This is a genomic window from Mesorhizobium sp. WSM4813, assembly GCF_055811555.1.
This window is the reverse complement of the sequence record NZ_JBVVQU010000088.1, coordinates 1-16,884: the sequence shown is the minus strand read 5'-3', so window position 1 is coordinate 16,884 and position 16,884 is coordinate 1. Positions and strand designations below refer to the sequence as shown.

Sequence of the window (16,884 nt, the reverse complement as noted above, 5' to 3'; positions counted from 1 at the left end):
ATCTGTTCTCGCCAGTTGAATGCAGAAACTACTTCACAGCAGCAGGGTATGGACTCACTTGAACGTCCGATGCTCTATCCGCATCGAGCGACTTCGATGCGGCGACCAGGTCGCGGTATTTCGCCGTCCAGTCCAAGCCACGGCGGGTGAAAATGCGCGTTCCGCATTCGTCAATGATCATTTGCGACCGGTAGCCGTCATGAAGCCACACGCCGCTTTCGGAGGCTTTCTCCACCAAAGTCGGCATTAGTGGCGGGACAAACTTCAAACGCATGCTGACTCGCAAAACTGCGATTCAATTAGTATGCGCTTAATTAGTTCCCATTTTAACGAATCGTTGACCGCGCTGTCCCAGAATAGGACGGCGCGGTCGAACCCAACCGGGCTGCGCAGGCGGCTCCGGCAATTCAGCACCCCGCCTCACACTGTCGGAGCCGCTTCCACACTCCTCTAAAATACCAGCAATGGTTGAATAACTATTACCGCACGTGCTTTTCAGTGCGCTTTCAAGTGCCGCCTTGTGGCAGTAACCTAACGGCATCGCTACCGGCCAGGATCTGCTTTGGCGGATCGTCCATGCCGGCGATTTTCACAAGGCGTCGCCAAGTACTACATCGGTTACGCCGTCACGCCACCGCGACCGGTTTTCGGTTCCGTCATCCAGGGCATAGCTGCACAGACGTCCTCGAGGATCTTGGCCGATCTGGCGAAGCCGGCGAAAGCCTCGCGTGCAACCGAAATGGGAACTTGGCCATCATAGGCGCGCTGGCAAGCTCGGAACGCCGTGTCAAAGATCGGCCCTCTGCGATTCTTCGGCCATTCCTGCAGGAACTCGAAAGCATCAGCCAAGCATTCGACTTCCTCCACCATGAACTCCCCTTTCTTGACGAAAACAGGCCGGTCGAAAGTCCTGTCGTTCATTATAACCTCCATTCGACTGAACGAGTGTTTGAGCTTCCACGAGAGCCGTGAGTGACGGCTGCGGGGGAAATATGTGAAGAGCACTTTTTGCTGTCAAGGAAGGACCAATTCGGGTCTGAAGCAAAACGCATCGCAGGACTGAGACCGCATGCGGAATGTCGCTGGGTACCGCTGCAACCTGCAGCCGAGGACGCTTTGAACTCCATTGCTCCCGATGAAAACCGGCTCACGCACGGGCCGCCCGGCAGCACCATTCGCGGCGCCGGAAAGACGCAACAGCAGAAAGCCCGCGCCCTCCGGGAGAGGACGCGGGCTGATCGGGCTACCAATCTCGCAGCATTTGTATGGGGGACAATCCTACGCTACTGGCGCTAAACTTTCGTCGCAGGACAGTGTTCCAACCCTCAAAGGAAAAAACCGCAGGTTTGTGCTCGCCGCTATAGAAACTCCTCCCAACGAAGGACCGCGTACACTGCCCCGCCCACCATCGAGAGTACCGAAAGAACCAGGAGCAAGGCGACCGGGTATGGCTCGGTGACGACGGCATCAGCTTCGTCTTGTTTCTCGTTCAAATTCTCGTCTCGATCGCCCTTCCTGATAACGCTGCGGCCATTTTTCCCCTCGGTCTCTTTCGAAATCTTGGTGGCGATATCCCATGCGATCAGGGGATCATCGGCCAGATGCCTCTGAAGCCATTCAGGGAGACTGCGGCCAGTGTTCTTGTCCATTTCGCGAACAAGTGTTCTGCTTCGACTATGTCCCAACTTGCTAATGTATAATTTTAGCTTTCGGCAGTTTTTAAGGCAAGATGGCCCGGTCCGACCATTTCGGCTGGATTCGGTTTCAAGGCTCAGTAGCAACGCCCTGGTCCTTGGACCGCTTCAGCAGCGCACGCGACGCCCGCACCAAGCGTTGTGACAGGGCCAGTGTATAGCGAAGGTCCTCAACGAGCGCCCTTCCGCGTTCGGCGGTCTGCCGAACGCGCGCCGCATGGATTTTGTTGGTTTCCCAAATAGATTGTTCCACGGTGTCTGACTCCCAGGGCTGCGTCGTGGAATGGAGCGCTGGCCATTTGCATTGTCTGCGTAAGAACATGCTGTGCTGATTACAACAAGTTCTAGCACAGGCAAAAAAGCCCGCCGTACCTGGAGGTGCGACGGGCGATCAAGCGGTCACCAAGCACGGCTTGGGGGCTGGGATGTGCCCGGTGCGCGCGGACCGGGAAAATCATACGCGCGCCGGCTGCCCGGCGTCTACCAACCGGCGGTTGGAAGAGATTTGTCCAGCAGGGAGCGCCTACCAGGACCTCGCGTGGGCCTAACGAGCGAACCCGCACCTCTGCTGGAACAAAGACCCCGAGCCCTATTCGGCGCGCGCACCATGGCTCGGTACGGCGCGCGCCTGGATGCGAACTGTTCCAACAGGCTCCGATCGCTTCCGCCCGGTCAATTCGCCTGGAACAAAATTTTCCAGAGGTGGTTTTCCCTGTGAAGGGACCGACTTTTCGAAGGAGACGTCTCGTGAAAAAAGTTCTGATCACCAGTATGCTGGCCATCGGCGTTGGCTGTGGCGCAGCGCTCGCTCAGGAACAGCAGCCGGCCCAAACCCAGTCGGGTGCCGATTGCCCGGCCGGTTCGGCTGGTTGCCCGGAAGGTGCAATGGGCGAACAGTCCGGTAAGGCCGGCGCCACCACCGAGGAGCAGGCTCAAGGCAAGGCGAAAATGCAGACCGATGAGCAAGCCCAGGGCAAAGCCGGCGTAACCACCGAGCAGCAGACCCAAGGCGAGGCTGGCGCCACAACCGACCAACAGGCGCAGGACAAGGCCAAGGTCCAGACCGAGCAGCAGACCCAGGGCGAGGCTGGCGCCACAACCGACCAACAGGCGCAGGATAAGGCCAAGGTCCAGACCGAGCAGCAGACCCAGGGCGAGGCCGGTGCCACCACCGAGCAGCAGACTCAGGGCACGACCTCTACTCAGGATGAGACTTCGACCGGCGCGATCAGCAATGTGACCGTTGAACAGAAAACGGAAATCACCCAAATCCTCAAGCAGGAAGAGGTCGAACCGGTTGCGAGCGTCGATTTTGACATCGCAGTGGGTGTCGAGGTTCCGCGGCAGAAGGTTAAGCTGCGTCGCCTGCCACCGCGAATCGTCGAGATCGTCCCGGCTTACGAATCCTATGAGTATTTCGTGTTGGCCGACGGCCGAATCGTCATCGTCGAGCCGGATACGCTCAAGATCGTCCTTATTTTGACCTAACGCCCTTTTACGGCGTGAAGGGGCTCGCCGCACGAGCGGCGGTCCCCTTCAACATGCATCGGTTGCAGTCTCCATTCATAGAACGGCGACGGCCATTTACGTCGCCAATATATTCCGCTGTTTCAAGCTGGCGGGCTTTTGCGGTTGAGGGCCTCCCCAGCCGTAGCCTCATCGATCACCCTCGGCGGTGCCCCTCTTGTTCGAAAAGGCCTGAGATAGGACTTCAGTCTGTCCGCTGGCAGACTATGGGCTGGCGCCGGCAGTGCTTTGGTCCGGGACCCCTATCGCAAAAGCCTTAGATGGGAGAGTTTTCAGGAACCGAGCTCCTGCAGGCGTCGTTGCAATGCCAACCCGTGACACGAGGCTGCTATGGATCCCAGCATTCAACAGGCACGTTGGCTGCTTTTTCCGGTATTTGGCTTGGTGTTCGGGGTCGCGGCCGTCGGGCTTATTATCGGCTAATGGGCCCGATCAATGAAGGCAACACACTTGCGCAGTAATGAGTCCCTTCCTGCGCTAGCGAGACCCACCGGTTTCTCCCCGTGAGACTGGTGGGTCTTGACGCTGCCTGATGATGGCGAAAGCGTGATAGATGGTGCAGAGTACAGAGGATTGGTTCGGACGAATTCGAAACAGGCAGAAATGCAACACAGACCGTGACGGTCAGAGGATATTCTAGCGTGCTACTGGCAAATTCATTGACCACAGGCGCGATACGGCCGCAACGCCTGAGGCTTCGTGAGACAAGAGTTCTCGGCATGATGAATGTGCGGGCTGGGTGCTCTCAATCGCAGCGCAGGCTCAAATCTCTTCGAAGGCTTCGCGTCGCCATCTGCCTCACCGCATCGACCTTGGTTCTCGTCGTGAGCCCCTACCGTGCGGCACAGGACGGCCTGTCCCTGACGCTTAGCCCGCAGGCCGCCCAGGCACAAGGGAACTCCGGGAACGCTGGGAACTCTGGTAACTCTGGAAACTCCGGGAACGCTGGAAACTCCGGGAACGCTGGAAACTCCGGGAACGCTGGAAAAGCTGGGGCTCCCGGTAGCTCGAACTCCAATGCCAACGCCGGCAAGGGCAAATCAAAATCATCGAAAGGCAATCCCCCCGCAAATCCAGTTGCCGCAATAAACCCCGGCAACAAGCTAAAAGTATATGTCAACACGGTCACTGGAGACCGGATCGAAGTGCGCGGGGCAAGTGTGGGTGTGGTGCATTCCAACGGGCTCAGCGAGCGCATCGACGGTGGCCATTATGAAATGCGGGATGCGATGGGCCGCACCATCATTCGGCGGCAGGCAACGAACTCCGATCGGGCAAGACTGCTCGCCATGATCGAGTGATGGCGAGTTCACAGGCCGCAACGCTACCTTGCTTTACGCAGGATGGGGCGCAGGCGGATGCTGATGCTCGGTCGCATCGCGCAATGTCATCGCGGCTTCGGTCCGGTTGCTCACATTGAGCTTGGCGAGAATCCGCGTCATGTGATGCTTTATGGTTTTCTCGTGCAGGTTCAGCTGAAGACCGATCCGCTTGTTGCTCAATCCCGCGGCAACGAGCGTCAGGATCTCTCTTTCGCGACTGGTGAGTTCGGCCAGCACGTCGGGTTTCGCGGTCGCGGTTGATTGGCTAGACAAGTCGACCAACACGCGCGCCGACAATTGCGGGCAAACATACCGTTCGCCCATCGCCACCGTGCGCAGTATGGCGGCCAGGGTTCTCGACCCGACACCCTTCAGGACGTAGCCTCTTGCCCCGCTCTGCAAGGCGGTCATGACGTGCTGGTTTTCCTCCGAAACGGTCAGCATCACGATTTTCAGATCCGGATGCCGCTCCAGAGCCGGTTCGATAACGCTGAGGCCCCCTCCAGGCACCGAGATGTCCATCAGGAGAATATCGAGCTGCTGGTCTTCCGATATCCGCAAGGCGTCATCTCTATTGCTGCCTTGGGCGACGATCTCGAACCCGCCGATCTGCTCGAGAGTGCGCACGACGCCTTCCCTGAACAGCGGATGGTCGTCGATAATGGCGAGCTTTATGGCCGCTGCCATCACGCCTGTCCTATTTCGACTATGTTGAGAACCATTTTCACCACCGTGCCATTCTGTGAAGATGTTACACCAAATTGGCCGCCGAGGCTTTCTACCCGCTCACGCAGCCCGATGAGCCCCAGCCGTTCAGGGTGGGTGGTCTTCGGGTCGAAACCTGGGCCGGTGTCGGAAACCTCGATAGAAACGCGCTCCCCGTCGAAATGTTTCGCAACCGATTGACCGGCACCCCCAGCGTGGCGGAAGCCGTTGTTCAGCGCCTCCTGAATGAAGCGAAAGATGCAGATCTTGGCCGCTGGTGACAAGGGTGTGTGCCCCCCGGTCATGGACAGCATCACCTTGGCGCCGGTCCGCTCTTCGTGCGCTCGCACGGCAAGCTCGAGGATTTCCGTCAACTCGGCATTCTCGACATGCGGCAGCATAAGGCCCTTGCTGACATTCCTGATTTCTCGCATCGCATCGTCCAAATTCGCTTTGACCACCTGCAATTCCCGTGCGCGCGCCGCAGCCGGCGTGGCAGGATCGGCTAGCACGGGGCTGTCAATCCCTAGCGCAGCGAGAGCAACCAGTTGCGCCGGCCCGTCGTGCAGGTCCGCGCCGATCCGCCTGAGGTAACGTTCGTTAAGTGCCGTGGCGCGCTGCGAAGCGCGCTGCACCCGCAATCTCAACATTCTGTTTTGAGCAACCAGATCGGAAAGTTCGGCAATGCGCCGCTTCAAGGAGTGGCTCTGGGAACGAATCGTGCCACTGCCACGAAAAACGATCGCCGAAAGACCAAGGAAAAAAATTGCGGTAACGGCAGCGACATCGAACCAGGTTCGAACGAGTGCCTGCCGGAGGTCCTTTTCAAAATCGGTGGCGATCTCGTCGAATTCCAAAACAGCTACGACTTCGCCCGACCACGGTTGAAGCATCGGATTATAGATTTCAAGAAGATGCAGGCCGCTGTCCCTCTCAGCCTGGTTATCATAGTGCCTGTCCAATTCAGCGACTATGTCGCCTGCGAATGCGGCCCGGAGATTGTCGCTGAGTGGAAAGCGCTTCCCGACCAAATTTTTATTGGTCGAATAGAGGATGGTTCCGTCGCGGCGCCAGAGTTTGAAGGATTCGAGCCTTGTGCCGAGTGCGCCTTGCCCCAGTGTCTCATCCAGCGCATGAGCAACGCTCTCCTCCAGCACTTCGCTTCTGCGCATGTCGGGGAGCAGCGGCGCGATGACGCTGTCGACGTAAAGAGCGGTCGCGGAAGCCGAGTTCCGGGTGACCGCGGCTTCTATCTGATTTGTCACGGAAATTCCCACCACGATCATCGCCGACAGCGAGAATAGCCCGCCTGCGAGCAGAAACTGAGTGGCCAGCGACAGTGCGTTCCATCGATCGATCAGTCTTGTCGCTCTGTATGGCGCCATATCCCCAACGGCCCGCTCGGCGGCGCGTCGCGCCAGCGGCACGATTCGAAAGAACCGGCCAATCTGTTGTCGAACGACGCTATGCGACGCCATCTTTGATCTGCAACCGATCAATCGCAAGGGAACTTAGGGCTTACGGACTGGACGGAAACCGCAGCCGGCGGTTTTTTGCGCAAAACTCCACTTGCCCTCGTTGAGCGAGGCAGCAAATCATGACGCGTCAACTCCAATCCTTTCGATCTTCCCGGCACAGATGGTGTAACGCATGATCGCGGCGGAAGGTACGACGTATTTTTCACTTCCGGTCGCGCAATGCTCTCACCGCCTGAGTAAGGGTCATCCGATCGTTGCCGTTCTTTTTGATCAGCTTACTGACCTGGCTTGGCGAAACCCCATTTTCTCGCGCGAAATGTTCCACCTCGTAGTACTCGTCGACCGACAGGCGGTCGTGGTCGAGGAAGTCTCGGTTGCTTTTCTCGTCGGCCTTTGAAGGAGGGTGGTGGACACTCGTCGCCATGAGCCCCTCCCGTAAGCTCTTCCCGTAAATCTCCATGGGTTCCTCCCGTAAACTTGCGGCGAACGAGCGCGAGCGGTCGCGGTTCCGGCCGGCTTGATAGCCGGACCCATTGCGCGCGGCAGGTCAGACTTAAGTCCAACGGCAAGGCCTCTCGGATCGGACCGAAGCCCAGCCAAGGAACGTTTGCAGCGCTCTCATGTTGGGTAGCCAGGTGCGGATGCCGTCCAGCGCAAAGGGGCTTACATTCACGTCACATAAGGAGGCACTTATGAGAATGCATCTTTTCACTGCAGCCGCGGGATTTTTGCTACTGGCGGGTATCGGCGCCGCTGCCGCCCAGGACGTGATCATCGCGCCTGAACAGGAGACCGTCATCAGGGAATACGTGAAAAAGCAGCCGCTTGCATCGGTGGAACTCCCTGGGGTGGAGCTCAATATTGGTTCCACGCTGCCCGAGACGGTCGAGCTTCACGAAGTTCCCGACACCGAATACCGCTACGTCGTCGTCGACAACCGGACTGTTGTCGTTGACCCGGGCACACGCAAGATCGTCAAGATCATTCAATGACCTGAACGCGAGGGGAGGAGACGCCCGCCGCTTCGAAACGAGCGGCGGGCGACTATCCTATGGGCAGTGCCAAATGCGAACAATCAGCAGACTTTTCGATTCCCGCGACGAGGCAGCGCGTGCCGTAGCCGCGCTTCAGGCGGCAGGCGTTTCTCACGAACAGATCAGCGCCGTCGGACCTTGCGACGACGAAATCAGCGCTGTCCTGCGCGGTCCGGGCGGTGCCGCCCTTGGCGCGGCAGCTGGTCTGTTAATCGGCCTTGGTGCTTTTGGAGCCACTGGCATTGATCCTGTCGGAGCGGTGGCTGGCCTGACTCTCGTCGGTGGGGCCTGCGGCGGCTTTGCTGGTGGGCTTCTCCAGACATCCGCCGATCTTGCCAAAAAGCCGGGTGAGCCGGACGTTGTACAAGGCGTCATTTTTGTGATGGCGCATGTCGATGACAACCAGGCCGATACCGCGCAAGCAGTGCTTGAGAATCCCGTTCACGTAACGCAACTCGTGGCCAGAGCCGGGTGAGATACGTCGGGGTGGTGTCGCGCAGGCCACGAGGCGCATTCAGATCGGCACTTCTCGCTGAGCCATCAGTGTTCCCTCCGGCGGTTCACGAGGCGGGAAGCGTCTGCTCGATCAGATTGACGTAATAGCGCAGCACAATCGGCACGATTTCGTCATTGAAGACGTAGCGATCGCCATGCAGCCCCTCACCCGGGCCGACATCGCCGACGCCGACCCATGCGTAGCAGCCGCCTGCCTCGCGAATCATGAAGGCGAAATCCTCGCAGCCCAGGCTCGGGCTGAACTCGGTCGTGACGTTCTCCCTCCCGACGGTGCAGGCGGCCGCTTCGACGGCGCGGGCCGTGGCAATCGCCGTGTTGATGAGCGGCGGATAGCCCTTCTTGTAGTCGAGCGTGGCCTTGAGCGCATGGGCTGCGGCAATGCCCCGGGCGATCTCGCCGATCAACTTCTCGCAATGATCGGAATGACCGGGCTCGAAAAACCGGCAGGTGCCTTGCAGCCAGACCTTGCCAGGCACGATGTTGCCGACAGTGCCGCCATGGATCTGGGTGAGGCTGACGACCAGCGCGCTTTGCGGATCGACCGAGCGGCTGACAATGCGCTGGACGGCCTGGACAAAGGCGCCCGCGGCCAGGATCGGGTCGTCGCCGCGCTGCGGCATGGCGGCATGCGCGCCAAGACCCTCGAAGGTCAGCTCGAAATTGTCGACAGCCGCCATCTGCGCTCCAACGCGAGCGGCGATCGTCCCCAGTCTGAGGCCCGGCCAGTTGTGGACGGCATACATCGCCTCGACTGGGAAACGCCTAAACAGGCCATCCTCGATCATGCGCAAGCTGCCGCCTTCATTTTCTTCGGCTGGCTGGAAGATGAAGTAGACGATGCCGTCGAAGGCGCGGGATTGGCTGAGCAGCCTGGCGGCGCCGAGCAGCATGGCTGTGTGGCCGTCATGGCCGCAGGCGTGCATCACGCCCTCATTCCTGGAGGCATAGGGCAAGCCGGTCCTCTCGACGACCGGAAGCGCGTCCAACTCGGCGCGGAGACCCATGGCGCGCGTGCCCGTGCCGCCGCGCAGGACGCCGACAATCCCGGTGCCGCCAATCCCCTCATGCACCTCGTCGATGCCGAAGGCGCGCAGTTTCTCGGAAACGAAACGTGCCGTTTCGTTCTCATCGAATCCGAGTTCGGGATTGGAATGGATATGGTGGCGCCAGGCTATCACCTCTGGCGTCAAGGCGGCGACAGGGTCATTATGCAGCATGATGCTCCTTCCACGCCGGCAAAGGCGGTTTGATCCGGAATCACGATTAGAAGGTCGCGCAAGAGGCGTCTTGAACCAGATTGACCGCAGCAGGGACGAGAACGTGCAAGCGCCCGAGACCAGCAAATACTGGCGCCATCCCTGCTTCCCTGACCTTGGCCTGTTCAAGGCGCGCTTCACGCAGCACCGCTACGAACTGCACACCCATCCAACCTATGTGATCGCGCTGATTACGTCTGGCTGCGAACGCATCCGCATCGGACGCCACAGCGTTCTCGCTCCGGCAGGCACCATTGCCGTCGTCAATCCCGAGGAGTGGCATGACGGCGAACAAGGTGCGGATGAAGGCTGGGCCTACCGGACGTTTTATCCAACGGTGCCGCTGATGGCGGGGCTCGCCCGCGAGTTGGGCGGGGATGACGCTCCGGTCTTCTCCCGCGCGATCATCGAGGACAGCGATCTCGCCGCAGCGTTGGCGGCGGCGCATGAAGGCTCGACGTCCCAGGACGCAACGAAAGCCGAGGCGTCGCTGCTCGCCGCCCTGAGGCGTGTCATCGTTCGGCATGGCGATTGGAGCGGGCGAACCGAAGAAATCGATAGCTCAGGATCGCGACAGAGGTTTTCGCTCTACGAGGACGTTATTGAAAGCGAACTTGGCTCGCAACTCGACCTACAGCGGCTTGCCGACGCCGCGCGCGTCACCCGGTTCCAGGTCATCCGGGATTTCAAGAAGGCGATTGGTCTGACGCCCGCAGCCTATATCCGGGACCGGAGATTGCGTCGCGCCTGCACCTTGATCGAACAGGGGCTCGGCCTCGCCGATGCCGCCATCGCAGCAGGTTTCGCCGACCAGAGCCATCTTTCCCGCACGTTCCGGGCCACGCGCGGCATGACGCCTGGTATGTTCAGGAGAGGCGGCTGAGTGCTCTGAAAACGAGACGCTTGCGCGCGGAAATTTGCTGCGCGATGGTGAGGTTGGGCTTGGGGGGAATCATGCGAAAAATTCTGACATCGACAACGCTGCTGCTCGCGGCAGCCCTGTCCGCAACCGCCGCGCACGCGCTGGACGCCAGCGGCACCCCGGTTGTCGTGACCCCGCTTGCCTCGCGCACCGAGACGGCGTCCGGCCAGCCGATCACGCTGCCGCAGAAAAACGTGCAGGTCCTGGTTTCGTCCTTTGAGATTGCGCCGGGCGCGACCTTGCCAGTCCACAAGCACCCGTTTCCGCGCTATGCGTATGTCGAGGGTGGAACGCTTCAGGTCACCAATGTCGAGACCGGCAAGAGCACCACGTACAAGTCAGGCGATTTCATCATTGAGATGATCGGGCAGTGGCATAAGGCTACCAATGTTGGCGCCGATCCGGTCAAGCTGCTGGTCATCGACCAGGTCGAAGAAGGCACCAAGAACACGGTGTTGCGCCAGTAGCTGGCAACAGTGGTGGCAGCCAGCCGCTGCTCACTTGGCCGCCGCGCTCACCCGGTCCGCGGCGGCGCCCAGCACGGCGCGGTCCCCCTCCTCGTACAAACGATGGATCGAGATCGCGCTGACGCGCCAGCCTTGGGGTGTCCGCACCAGCCGGTGCAGATAGCTGGCGCCGACCGTCCAGAACCGGGTGTCGATCCAGTGGGTGGCGCGGACATGGCTGCGCGCAATCGCATCGTTGCCCGCGCCTTCGACGATGATGTTGGTGATGAGGTGCTGGGTGGCGTCGAAGCCCGGCAAGAGCCCTCGCCACTGCGCAATCAGCGCGTCGCGGTCGCTGGTTGCGGCTTCGCCGCCGAAAAGGCTGGTATAGTCGGTCATGACGCGGGGAGCGAAATACGATCTGACCCGGTTCCATTCGCGCAAATCGGCATAGAGGCCGATTCCCGCTACTGCCTCGGCGATGGCGGTCCTGTCTTCGACCGTCAGCGTGGCGGCGGATCGCGTGGTGCTCACGGCCGGCGGACAGGTGGCGGCAAACGTCGCGGCGAAAACTGCCGAGGTCAGGACGACAAACCGGCGGGTGACGAGGCTCATTGTCCCGCCTCCCCTGCACCGCCCAGCGTAGCGCGGAAATGCGCGGCAACGGCGTCGCTCGCCGCCTTCACCGGCACAGCACGGTCGTAGAAGTCGAACTGGGTGACTTTGTCGAGCCACAGCTGCTGCTTCTGCCCGGTCAGCCGCGCGTAAAATTTGCGTGCACCCTGCGGGATGGCAGCCGCCTCGCTGTGCACCATCAGAAAGGGCTGATGCAGGCGCCGAGCAGCCTGGATTGCATCGAATGTCAGCCAGCCGCGCCAGAAGGCCGGATCGGCCTCGTTACGCCAAGCCGGGATCATCCCGCGATCGGCCTCAGTGTAGTAAGGCACTTTGAACATGACCGCGCGCTCGTCGGTCAGGCTGGCGGCGGGCAGGAACGTCTGCTTGCCGGTGCGGCGATACGCAGCCTCGGCCGCATCGCCCGCGGCTTCAAGCCTGGCGACGCCGTCCTTGCCGCCATAGGTCTGCTCGACCACCTCGGCATCATGCAGCCAGGGTGCGACCAAGGCGACCGACTTGATCGCGGCATTTTTAGCGGCGACAGTGACCATGTAGCCGGAGCTGGCGCAAATGCCGAGCCCGCCGATGCGATCCTTGCTGATCTCGGGCCGGGTCGCGAGATAGGCGACCGCCGCTTCGATGTCGGCGGTCTTGGCGCTGGGGTCCTCATACTGGCGCCGGACGCCGCCGCTATCGCCCCAAGCGCGAAAATCGAAGATCAAGGCTGCGAATCCGCGGTCGGCCATCTCGCGGGCGTAGCGGGCCGGCATCTGTTCCTTCACCGTCATCCAGGCGCCGGTCACGACCAGCGCGGACCGAGGTCTCGCCGGGTCCAGATCCTCGGGCAGATAGAGGTCGCCGACGATCTGCTCCCCGTGCGAGGCGAAAGTAACGCGCTCGGCGCGCGGTGCGGCGAACGCATTGGAGGCGAGCGCGACGGCGGTTGCCGCGGCTAGCGTCAGGATTTTCAACATCGCAAGTCTCCTTTGGCTCGGGGCGGGAGCACGGCGGGTTGGGAAGCCGCCGTCTAACGGTCATCCGCCAGTCGGTCGGGCAGTGGCTTCAGCGGGTAGTGCGCCCAGTAGAAGGCGTCCGACTGGTACGTGTCGGTCAAAAAATTCTGTGCCTCGGTGATCTTGCCGTCCTTGATGCGAAACATCAGGGCGTAGAGCTGGTTGATCTCGGGACCTGAGCCGACGTTCGACCAGCCCCGATGGATGTCGACGACGAGGTCGCCCTGCGCCTGGAAGAAGATCGGCTCAGCCTTGAATTTGCCGTCGGCCAAGCCACGGAAGAAGGCGACCACTTCCTCCGGCCCGCGCTTGTCGCCGGCGAGCGGATGATGGCCGGGAATGCGCCAGACGATGTCAGGCGCGAGGAAGGGCCGGACCGCCTCCGGGTTCCCGGTCGCATAAGCAGCGTAATAGTCCTTGATCAGCTGGATGTTGCGGTCTTCCTGCGGACCGCCGTTCGCGAGGGCGACGGATACCGCCAGGAGAACGCCGGCGGCGAGCAAAGCGAGCCTGGTCATCGGTCCTATCTCCTTGCCTTTCGAGCCGCCGGAACGGCGAGGCCCGTTCGTCGGGCCAACATGAGGCTTTTTGCTCACCGGAAAAACCCGTATAATTCGACAAGGCTATTTGGAATATCCTTACAATGCGCCTCGACCAGTTCAGCGGCATCGTCGCCTTCGTGAAGGTGGCGGAGGCTAAGAGCTTCACCCGCGCCGCCGCCGAACTCGGCGTCGCTCCGGCCTCCCTGAGCGAGGCGGTGAAGGGCCTCGAGGGGCGTCTGGGAGTGCGGCTTCTCAACCGCACGACCCGCAGCGTTGGTTTGACCGAAGCCGGCGCCCACTACCTCGACCACGTGCGCCCGGCGGCCGAAGAGATCCGGGCGGCCGGCGCGGCGCTGCGCGAGACGCGCGATCGCCCCGCCGGCACACTACGCCTAAGCCTGCCGTGGATCGCCGCGCCGCTGCTGATCGAGCCGCTGATGGGGCCGTTCATGGACGCGTACCCGGAAGTGCGGCTTAGCCTGATCTTCGACGACAATTTCGTCGATATCGCCGCTCAGGGCTTCGATGCCGGTCTGCGGATCGGCGAGCTTCTCGAGAAAGACATGATCGGCGCGCGTCTGGGCGGGCCGCTGCAGACGGTCGTGTTGGGGAGCCCGGACTATCTGGCGCGCAACGGCACGCCGAAGCGGCCCGCCGACCTCGCCGCCCACCGCTGCATTGCCTTCGCCTTCACCCGCACCCGCACTATCTCGCCTTGGGAGTTCATTGTGGATGGACGCCAGGTCGAGTTCACGCCCGACGCACGTCTGATCGTGAACACGCTTCCGCTCTGCATTACCGCCGCCGCGCGAGGGCTTGGCCTTGCCTTCGCCGTCGAAGGCCTCGCTGCGCCGCTTCTCGCCTCAGGCGCGCTGGTCAAGGTGCTGGAACCTTTCTGTCCCACCTACGAACCGCTACACCTCTATTATCCCAGCCGCCGCCTCGTACCGCCGAAGCTGCGGGCCTTCATCGATTTCGTGCGTGCGAACGCGCACAATTTGCGGATTTGACGCGCCGCCGCGAAAACACATATCGGCGAGCCGGTCCGGCTCACCCCCAGGCGCCGACCATCTGCCTGGTGGCGGCGTTGAGGCGGTTGAAGGCGTTGATCAGGGCAACCTGGACGACCAGAGCGGCAAGCGCCTTCTCGTCGTAATGCCGGGCGGCCTCGTCCCAGATCGCGTCCGGCACCGGGTCGGGCCGGTCGCAAAGCCGGGTTGTTGCCTCGGCAAGCGCAAGAGCCGCGCGTTCGGGGTCGGTGAAGTAAGGCGTCTCTCGCCAGGCGGACACGGTGAAGACGCGCTCATCCTTTTCGCCGGCCTTCTTCAATTCGCGCGCATGCATGTCGATACAGACGCTGCATCCGTTGGCTGGCGCGCAAATGGACGAGCTTGCGCGTCACATAGGGCAGGTCAGCCGTTTCCGTCGACTTGTCCAGCGCAAGCAGCGCCTGCAGCGCGCCGGGAATGAGAAGCACAGGGTTTTTCAGTCTTGCTTGCATGGCGGTCTCCTTCAGACGTGTTTTGGGTGGGTGCGTTCTGCCGAGCCGGATGTCGCTCCGTCTATGCAAAACAATAACTGATTGGTTATGAATTTACGCATAACTCATCAGTTATGAATGTGTCAAGTGAAGAATCGGCAGCAAGCAAACGGCAACGAGCCGTCGCTTTGAACCAATAGTTCCGGCTTTCGCGGCAAGGAGCCCGATGCTAGGGCATGACCAACTCGAATTTGCCGATGGATCGCCCGTGACCGACACCGAACGCCTTCGCCTGCCGCTGATCGAAATCTGCGTCGAAGGCATAGATGGCCTGCTCGCCGCCCAGGCTGCCGGCGCCGACCGGGTCGAGCTCTGCGCCAGTCTCCTCGAGGGCGGCATCACACCGTCGTTTGGCACGGTGCGCGCAGCCCTCGAACTGGCGACGATCCCATTCCACGTCATCGTGCGGCCGCGCGGCGGCGACTTTCTCTACAGTGAAGCCGAGTACCGTTCGATGCTCACCGATGTGCGCGCGCTGAGGGAGCTTGGCGTGGCCGGTGTCGTCGTCGGCTGCCTGAACGCCGACGGTAGCATCGACGAAAAGCGCATGAGCGAATTGGTGCAGGCGGCAGGGTCTTCGAACGTCACCTGCCACCGTGCCTTCGACATGACACGCGATCCGGCCGAAGCGCTGGAAGCGCTGATCCGCAGCGAGGTCGGCCGCGTGCTGACCAGCGGCCAGCGCGACACCGCATTGGAGGGCGTGGCCCTGCTGGCGAACCTCGTCCGGCAGGCCGGTAAGCGCATCATCATTCTCGGCTGCGGCGGGCTCGACCCCGGGAACATCGCCGAGGTGCGGGAAAGAACCGGACTGACCGAAATGCATTTCGCCGCACTCAAGGACGTGCCGAGCGCCATGCGCTACCGCAATCCCCAGGTTGGCATGGGCGGCACCGACCTCGACCGCGAGTACCGCAACACGGTGACCGACGCATCGCTGGTGGCGGCGACGATTGCGGCGGCGAAAGCATGATCCCGAAGGAAGCAAACACGTGACGCAGGCACGCTTGCCGATCGACCGGGTCTCGCCGCAGGACGAGTCCGCCGTCCTCGTCCTCAACAACGAGCACGCGGCCGAGTTGTCGTGGCTTGAGCCAGAACGCCTGTCCTTCCTGCTCGGCGAAGCGTTTTATGCTCGCCGCGTCGGCGCGCTCGAGGCCTTCATCATGACCTTCGACCAGAACGCCCACTACGACAGCCCGAACTTCCTGTGGTTCCGCGAGCGCTATCCGCGCTTCGTCTATGTCGACCGCGTCGTCGTTGCTAGAGAAGCGCGGGGTCGCGGCCATGCCCGACGCCTCTATGAGGATCTGTTCGACCATGCATTGCGTGCCGGCCAGACCATCGTCACTTGCGAGGTGAATGCCGAGCCGCCCAATCCGGCTTCGGATGCCTTTCACGCAGCGCTCGGCTTCGTCGAGGTCGGCGACGCGGTGATCCACAGCGGCAAGAAGGCGGTCCGCTACTATACCAGGCAGATCACCGGCTGAGGCGACAGTCCTACCAATTGCGGTTCAGCCAGGCACGGGCCGGTTTTTCGACGATGTAATAGCTGCACAAAGCGCAAGCGAACGCCCCGGCCAGCATCAGCAGCGGCGCACTGCCTTGTGAATAGACGAATTTGTAGAACGGCTGCTGCCATAGATAGAGCGAATACGACCACAGTCCCAGCGTCGCCATCGGCCAGCAGGACAGGAATCCGGTCAGATAACGTGTGCTGAAATCGAGCGAGTTGACTGCGAGCGCCAACAGCGGCACCGCGACCAGATAGTGGATCGGCGTCGGCACCGAATCGATGAACAGAAGAACCGCACCGGCAGACGCCGCAACCGCGACATGCGGCCCCTTGAACAAGGCAGGCAGGCTGTCGTCGGCCTTGAGCAGGCATATCACCGCCGACAGCAGGATGGAGGCGATGTGCACATCGGTCCGCCAGTAGGTGGTCTCGTAGTCCATACCGAAGACCCAGTACGAAATCGCGCCGTTTGCCATGGCGAGCACCGACAGCGCGCTGAGCAGCATGACGACGCGGGCAAGCCCTGAGACGAAAAAACTGATCAGCGCCAGGATGACATAGGCATGTTCCTCGACGCACAGCGACCAGATATGGTCGAGCGCGCCGGCGCGGCTGACGAGAATCCCGGCATAATTATAGGTGAATGTCAGCGCCGTCAGCGCCGCCTTCCATTTGAAGGGTACGCATCCGGTGAAGATCGCAGACGTGCGTATCCGGCGGCCATGAGCACCTGAGCACAGCGGTGCTGGGGTCAA

Annotated in this window: 20 protein-coding genes and 1 pseudogene; 8 read left to right on the top strand and 13 right to left on the bottom strand. The window is 61.4% G+C overall.

Going from position 1 to position 16,884, the window contains the following annotated elements; all coding sequences use genetic code 11:
* Positions 1 to 28: 28 nt before the first annotated feature.
* From AC0L25_RS30605 to AC0L25_RS30595, 3 genes are all read right to left on the bottom strand, one after another.
* A complete protein-coding gene (locus AC0L25_RS30605; protein ID WP_473598885.1) occupies positions 29 to 274 on the bottom strand; it encodes a hypothetical protein in 246 nt (81 codons plus the stop codon).
* 344 nt (positions 275 to 618) lie between these two features.
* Positions 619 to 921: a DUF982 domain-containing protein gene (locus AC0L25_RS30600; RefSeq protein ID WP_473598884.1), complete on the bottom strand. Its 303-nt coding sequence runs from the start codon at positions 919 to 921 to the stop codon at positions 619 to 621.
* 437 nt (positions 922 to 1,358) lie between these two features.
* A complete protein-coding gene (locus AC0L25_RS30595) occupies positions 1,359 to 1,649 on the bottom strand; it encodes a hypothetical protein (RefSeq protein ID WP_473598883.1) in 291 nt (96 codons plus the stop codon).
* Between the two features lie 792 nt (positions 1,650 to 2,441).
* On the opposite strand from AC0L25_RS30595, the gene AC0L25_RS30590 reads away from it, so the two are divergent.
* Together AC0L25_RS30590 and AC0L25_RS30585 are read left to right on the top strand one after the other, a co-directional pair.
* Positions 2,442 to 3,182: a DUF1236 domain-containing protein gene (locus AC0L25_RS30590; protein WP_473598882.1), complete on the top strand. Its 741-nt coding sequence runs from the start codon at positions 2,442 to 2,444 to the stop codon at positions 3,180 to 3,182.
* Positions 3,183 to 3,940: 758 nt separating this feature from the next.
* Positions 3,941 to 4,522, top strand: coding sequence for a hypothetical protein (locus AC0L25_RS30585; protein WP_473598881.1), 582 nt, complete (start codon positions 3,941 to 3,943; stop codon positions 4,520 to 4,522).
* Between the two features lie 33 nt (positions 4,523 to 4,555).
* Here AC0L25_RS30585 and AC0L25_RS30580 read toward each other — a convergent pair whose 3' ends face one another.
* The 3 genes from AC0L25_RS30580 to AC0L25_RS30570 all read right to left on the bottom strand — a co-directional run bounded on the left by AC0L25_RS30580 (position 4,556) and on the right by AC0L25_RS30570 (position 7,150).
* Positions 4,556 to 5,230: a LuxR C-terminal-related transcriptional regulator gene (locus tag AC0L25_RS30580; RefSeq protein ID WP_473598880.1), complete on the bottom strand. Its 675-nt coding sequence runs from the start codon at positions 5,228 to 5,230 to the stop codon at positions 4,556 to 4,558.
* A complete protein-coding gene (locus AC0L25_RS30575) occupies positions 5,230 to 6,633 on the bottom strand; it encodes a sensor histidine kinase (protein WP_473598886.1) in 1,404 nt (467 codons plus the stop codon). Before AC0L25_RS30575 ends, AC0L25_RS30580 begins: the two co-directional genes overlap by 1 nt.
* A 295-nt stretch (positions 6,634 to 6,928) precedes the next feature.
* Positions 6,929 to 7,150, bottom strand: coding sequence for a DUF3606 domain-containing protein (locus AC0L25_RS30570; protein WP_473598879.1), 222 nt, complete (start codon positions 7,148 to 7,150; stop codon positions 6,929 to 6,931).
* A 268-nt stretch (positions 7,151 to 7,418) separates the two neighbouring features.
* Between AC0L25_RS30570 and AC0L25_RS30565 the strand changes: the two genes are divergently transcribed.
* Positions 7,419 to 7,718, top strand: a complete 300-nt coding sequence (locus AC0L25_RS30565) for a DUF1236 domain-containing protein (protein ID WP_352955978.1) — start codon at positions 7,419 to 7,421, stop codon at positions 7,716 to 7,718.
* Between the two features lie 250 nt (positions 7,719 to 7,968).
* Here AC0L25_RS30565 and AC0L25_RS30560 read toward each other — a convergent pair whose 3' ends face one another.
* Together AC0L25_RS30560 and AC0L25_RS30555 are read right to left on the bottom strand one after the other, a co-directional pair.
* Positions 7,969 to 8,205: a hypothetical protein gene (locus tag AC0L25_RS30560; RefSeq protein WP_473598878.1), complete on the bottom strand. Its 237-nt coding sequence runs from the start codon at positions 8,203 to 8,205 to the stop codon at positions 7,969 to 7,971.
* A gap of 115 nt (positions 8,206 to 8,320) precedes the next feature.
* The gene (locus tag AC0L25_RS30555; protein WP_473598877.1) at positions 8,321 to 9,493 is read right to left on the bottom strand and encodes an amidohydrolase; all 1,173 of its coding nucleotides are present in this window, start codon (positions 9,491 to 9,493) and stop codon (positions 8,321 to 8,323) included.
* A gap of 70 nt (positions 9,494 to 9,563) precedes the next feature.
* On the opposite strand from AC0L25_RS30555, the gene AC0L25_RS30550 reads away from it, so the two are divergent.
* Both AC0L25_RS30550 and AC0L25_RS30545 read left to right on the top strand, forming a co-directional pair.
* On the top strand, positions 9,564 to 10,415 hold the full coding sequence (locus AC0L25_RS30550) for an AraC family transcriptional regulator (protein WP_473598876.1): 852 nt from the start codon (positions 9,564 to 9,566) through the stop codon (positions 10,413 to 10,415).
* A 71-nt stretch (positions 10,416 to 10,486) separates the two neighbouring features.
* Complete coding sequence (locus AC0L25_RS30545) at positions 10,487 to 10,921, top strand: cupin domain-containing protein (RefSeq protein ID WP_473598875.1); 435 nt, start codon at positions 10,487 to 10,489, stop codon at positions 10,919 to 10,921.
* A 30-nt stretch (positions 10,922 to 10,951) separates the two neighbouring features.
* Here the strand turns inward: AC0L25_RS30545 and AC0L25_RS30540 are convergent, their stop codons facing one another.
* From AC0L25_RS30540 to AC0L25_RS30530, 3 genes are read right to left on the bottom strand one after another with little or no spacing between them, the layout of a single operon-like run.
* Positions 10,952 to 11,515, bottom strand: coding sequence for a nuclear transport factor 2 family protein (locus tag AC0L25_RS30540; protein ID WP_473598874.1), 564 nt, complete (start codon positions 11,513 to 11,515; stop codon positions 10,952 to 10,954).
* Positions 11,512 to 12,492 (bottom strand): alpha/beta hydrolase, encoded by a 981-nt coding sequence (locus AC0L25_RS30535; protein WP_473598873.1) that lies wholly within the window; start codon positions 12,490 to 12,492, stop codon positions 11,512 to 11,514. The genes AC0L25_RS30540 and AC0L25_RS30535 overlap by 4 nt, the downstream gene beginning before the upstream one ends.
* Positions 12,493 to 12,545: 53 nt before the next feature.
* Positions 12,546 to 13,049, bottom strand: a complete 504-nt coding sequence (locus AC0L25_RS30530) for a nuclear transport factor 2 family protein (RefSeq protein ID WP_473598872.1) — start codon at positions 13,047 to 13,049, stop codon at positions 12,546 to 12,548.
* Between the two features lie 125 nt (positions 13,050 to 13,174).
* Here AC0L25_RS30530 and AC0L25_RS30525 point away from each other — a divergent pair, with 125 nt between their 5' ends.
* Complete coding sequence (locus AC0L25_RS30525) at positions 13,175 to 14,083, top strand: LysR family transcriptional regulator (protein ID WP_473598871.1); 909 nt, start codon at positions 13,175 to 13,177, stop codon at positions 14,081 to 14,083.
* Between the two features lie 40 nt (positions 14,084 to 14,123).
* Here AC0L25_RS30525 and AC0L25_RS30520 read toward each other — a convergent pair.
* Positions 14,124 to 14,574: pseudogene (locus tag AC0L25_RS30520) on the bottom strand (carboxymuconolactone decarboxylase family protein).
* A 205-nt stretch (positions 14,575 to 14,779) separates the two neighbouring features.
* Between AC0L25_RS30520 and AC0L25_RS30515 the strand changes: the two are divergent.
* Together AC0L25_RS30515 and AC0L25_RS30510 are read left to right on the top strand one after the other, a co-directional pair.
* Positions 14,780 to 15,586 (top strand): copper homeostasis protein CutC, encoded by an 807-nt coding sequence (locus AC0L25_RS30515; RefSeq protein WP_473598870.1) that lies wholly within the window; start codon positions 14,780 to 14,782, stop codon positions 15,584 to 15,586.
* Between the two features lie 19 nt (positions 15,587 to 15,605).
* On the top strand, positions 15,606 to 16,103 hold the full coding sequence (locus tag AC0L25_RS30510; RefSeq protein ID WP_473598869.1) for a GNAT family N-acetyltransferase: 498 nt from the start codon (positions 15,606 to 15,608) through the stop codon (positions 16,101 to 16,103).
* A gap of 10 nt (positions 16,104 to 16,113) precedes the next feature.
* Here the strand turns inward: AC0L25_RS30510 and AC0L25_RS30505 are convergent.
* The coding region (locus AC0L25_RS30505; RefSeq protein WP_473598868.1) for an acyltransferase family protein at positions 16,114 to 16,884 on the bottom strand (771 nt) is incomplete at its 5' end.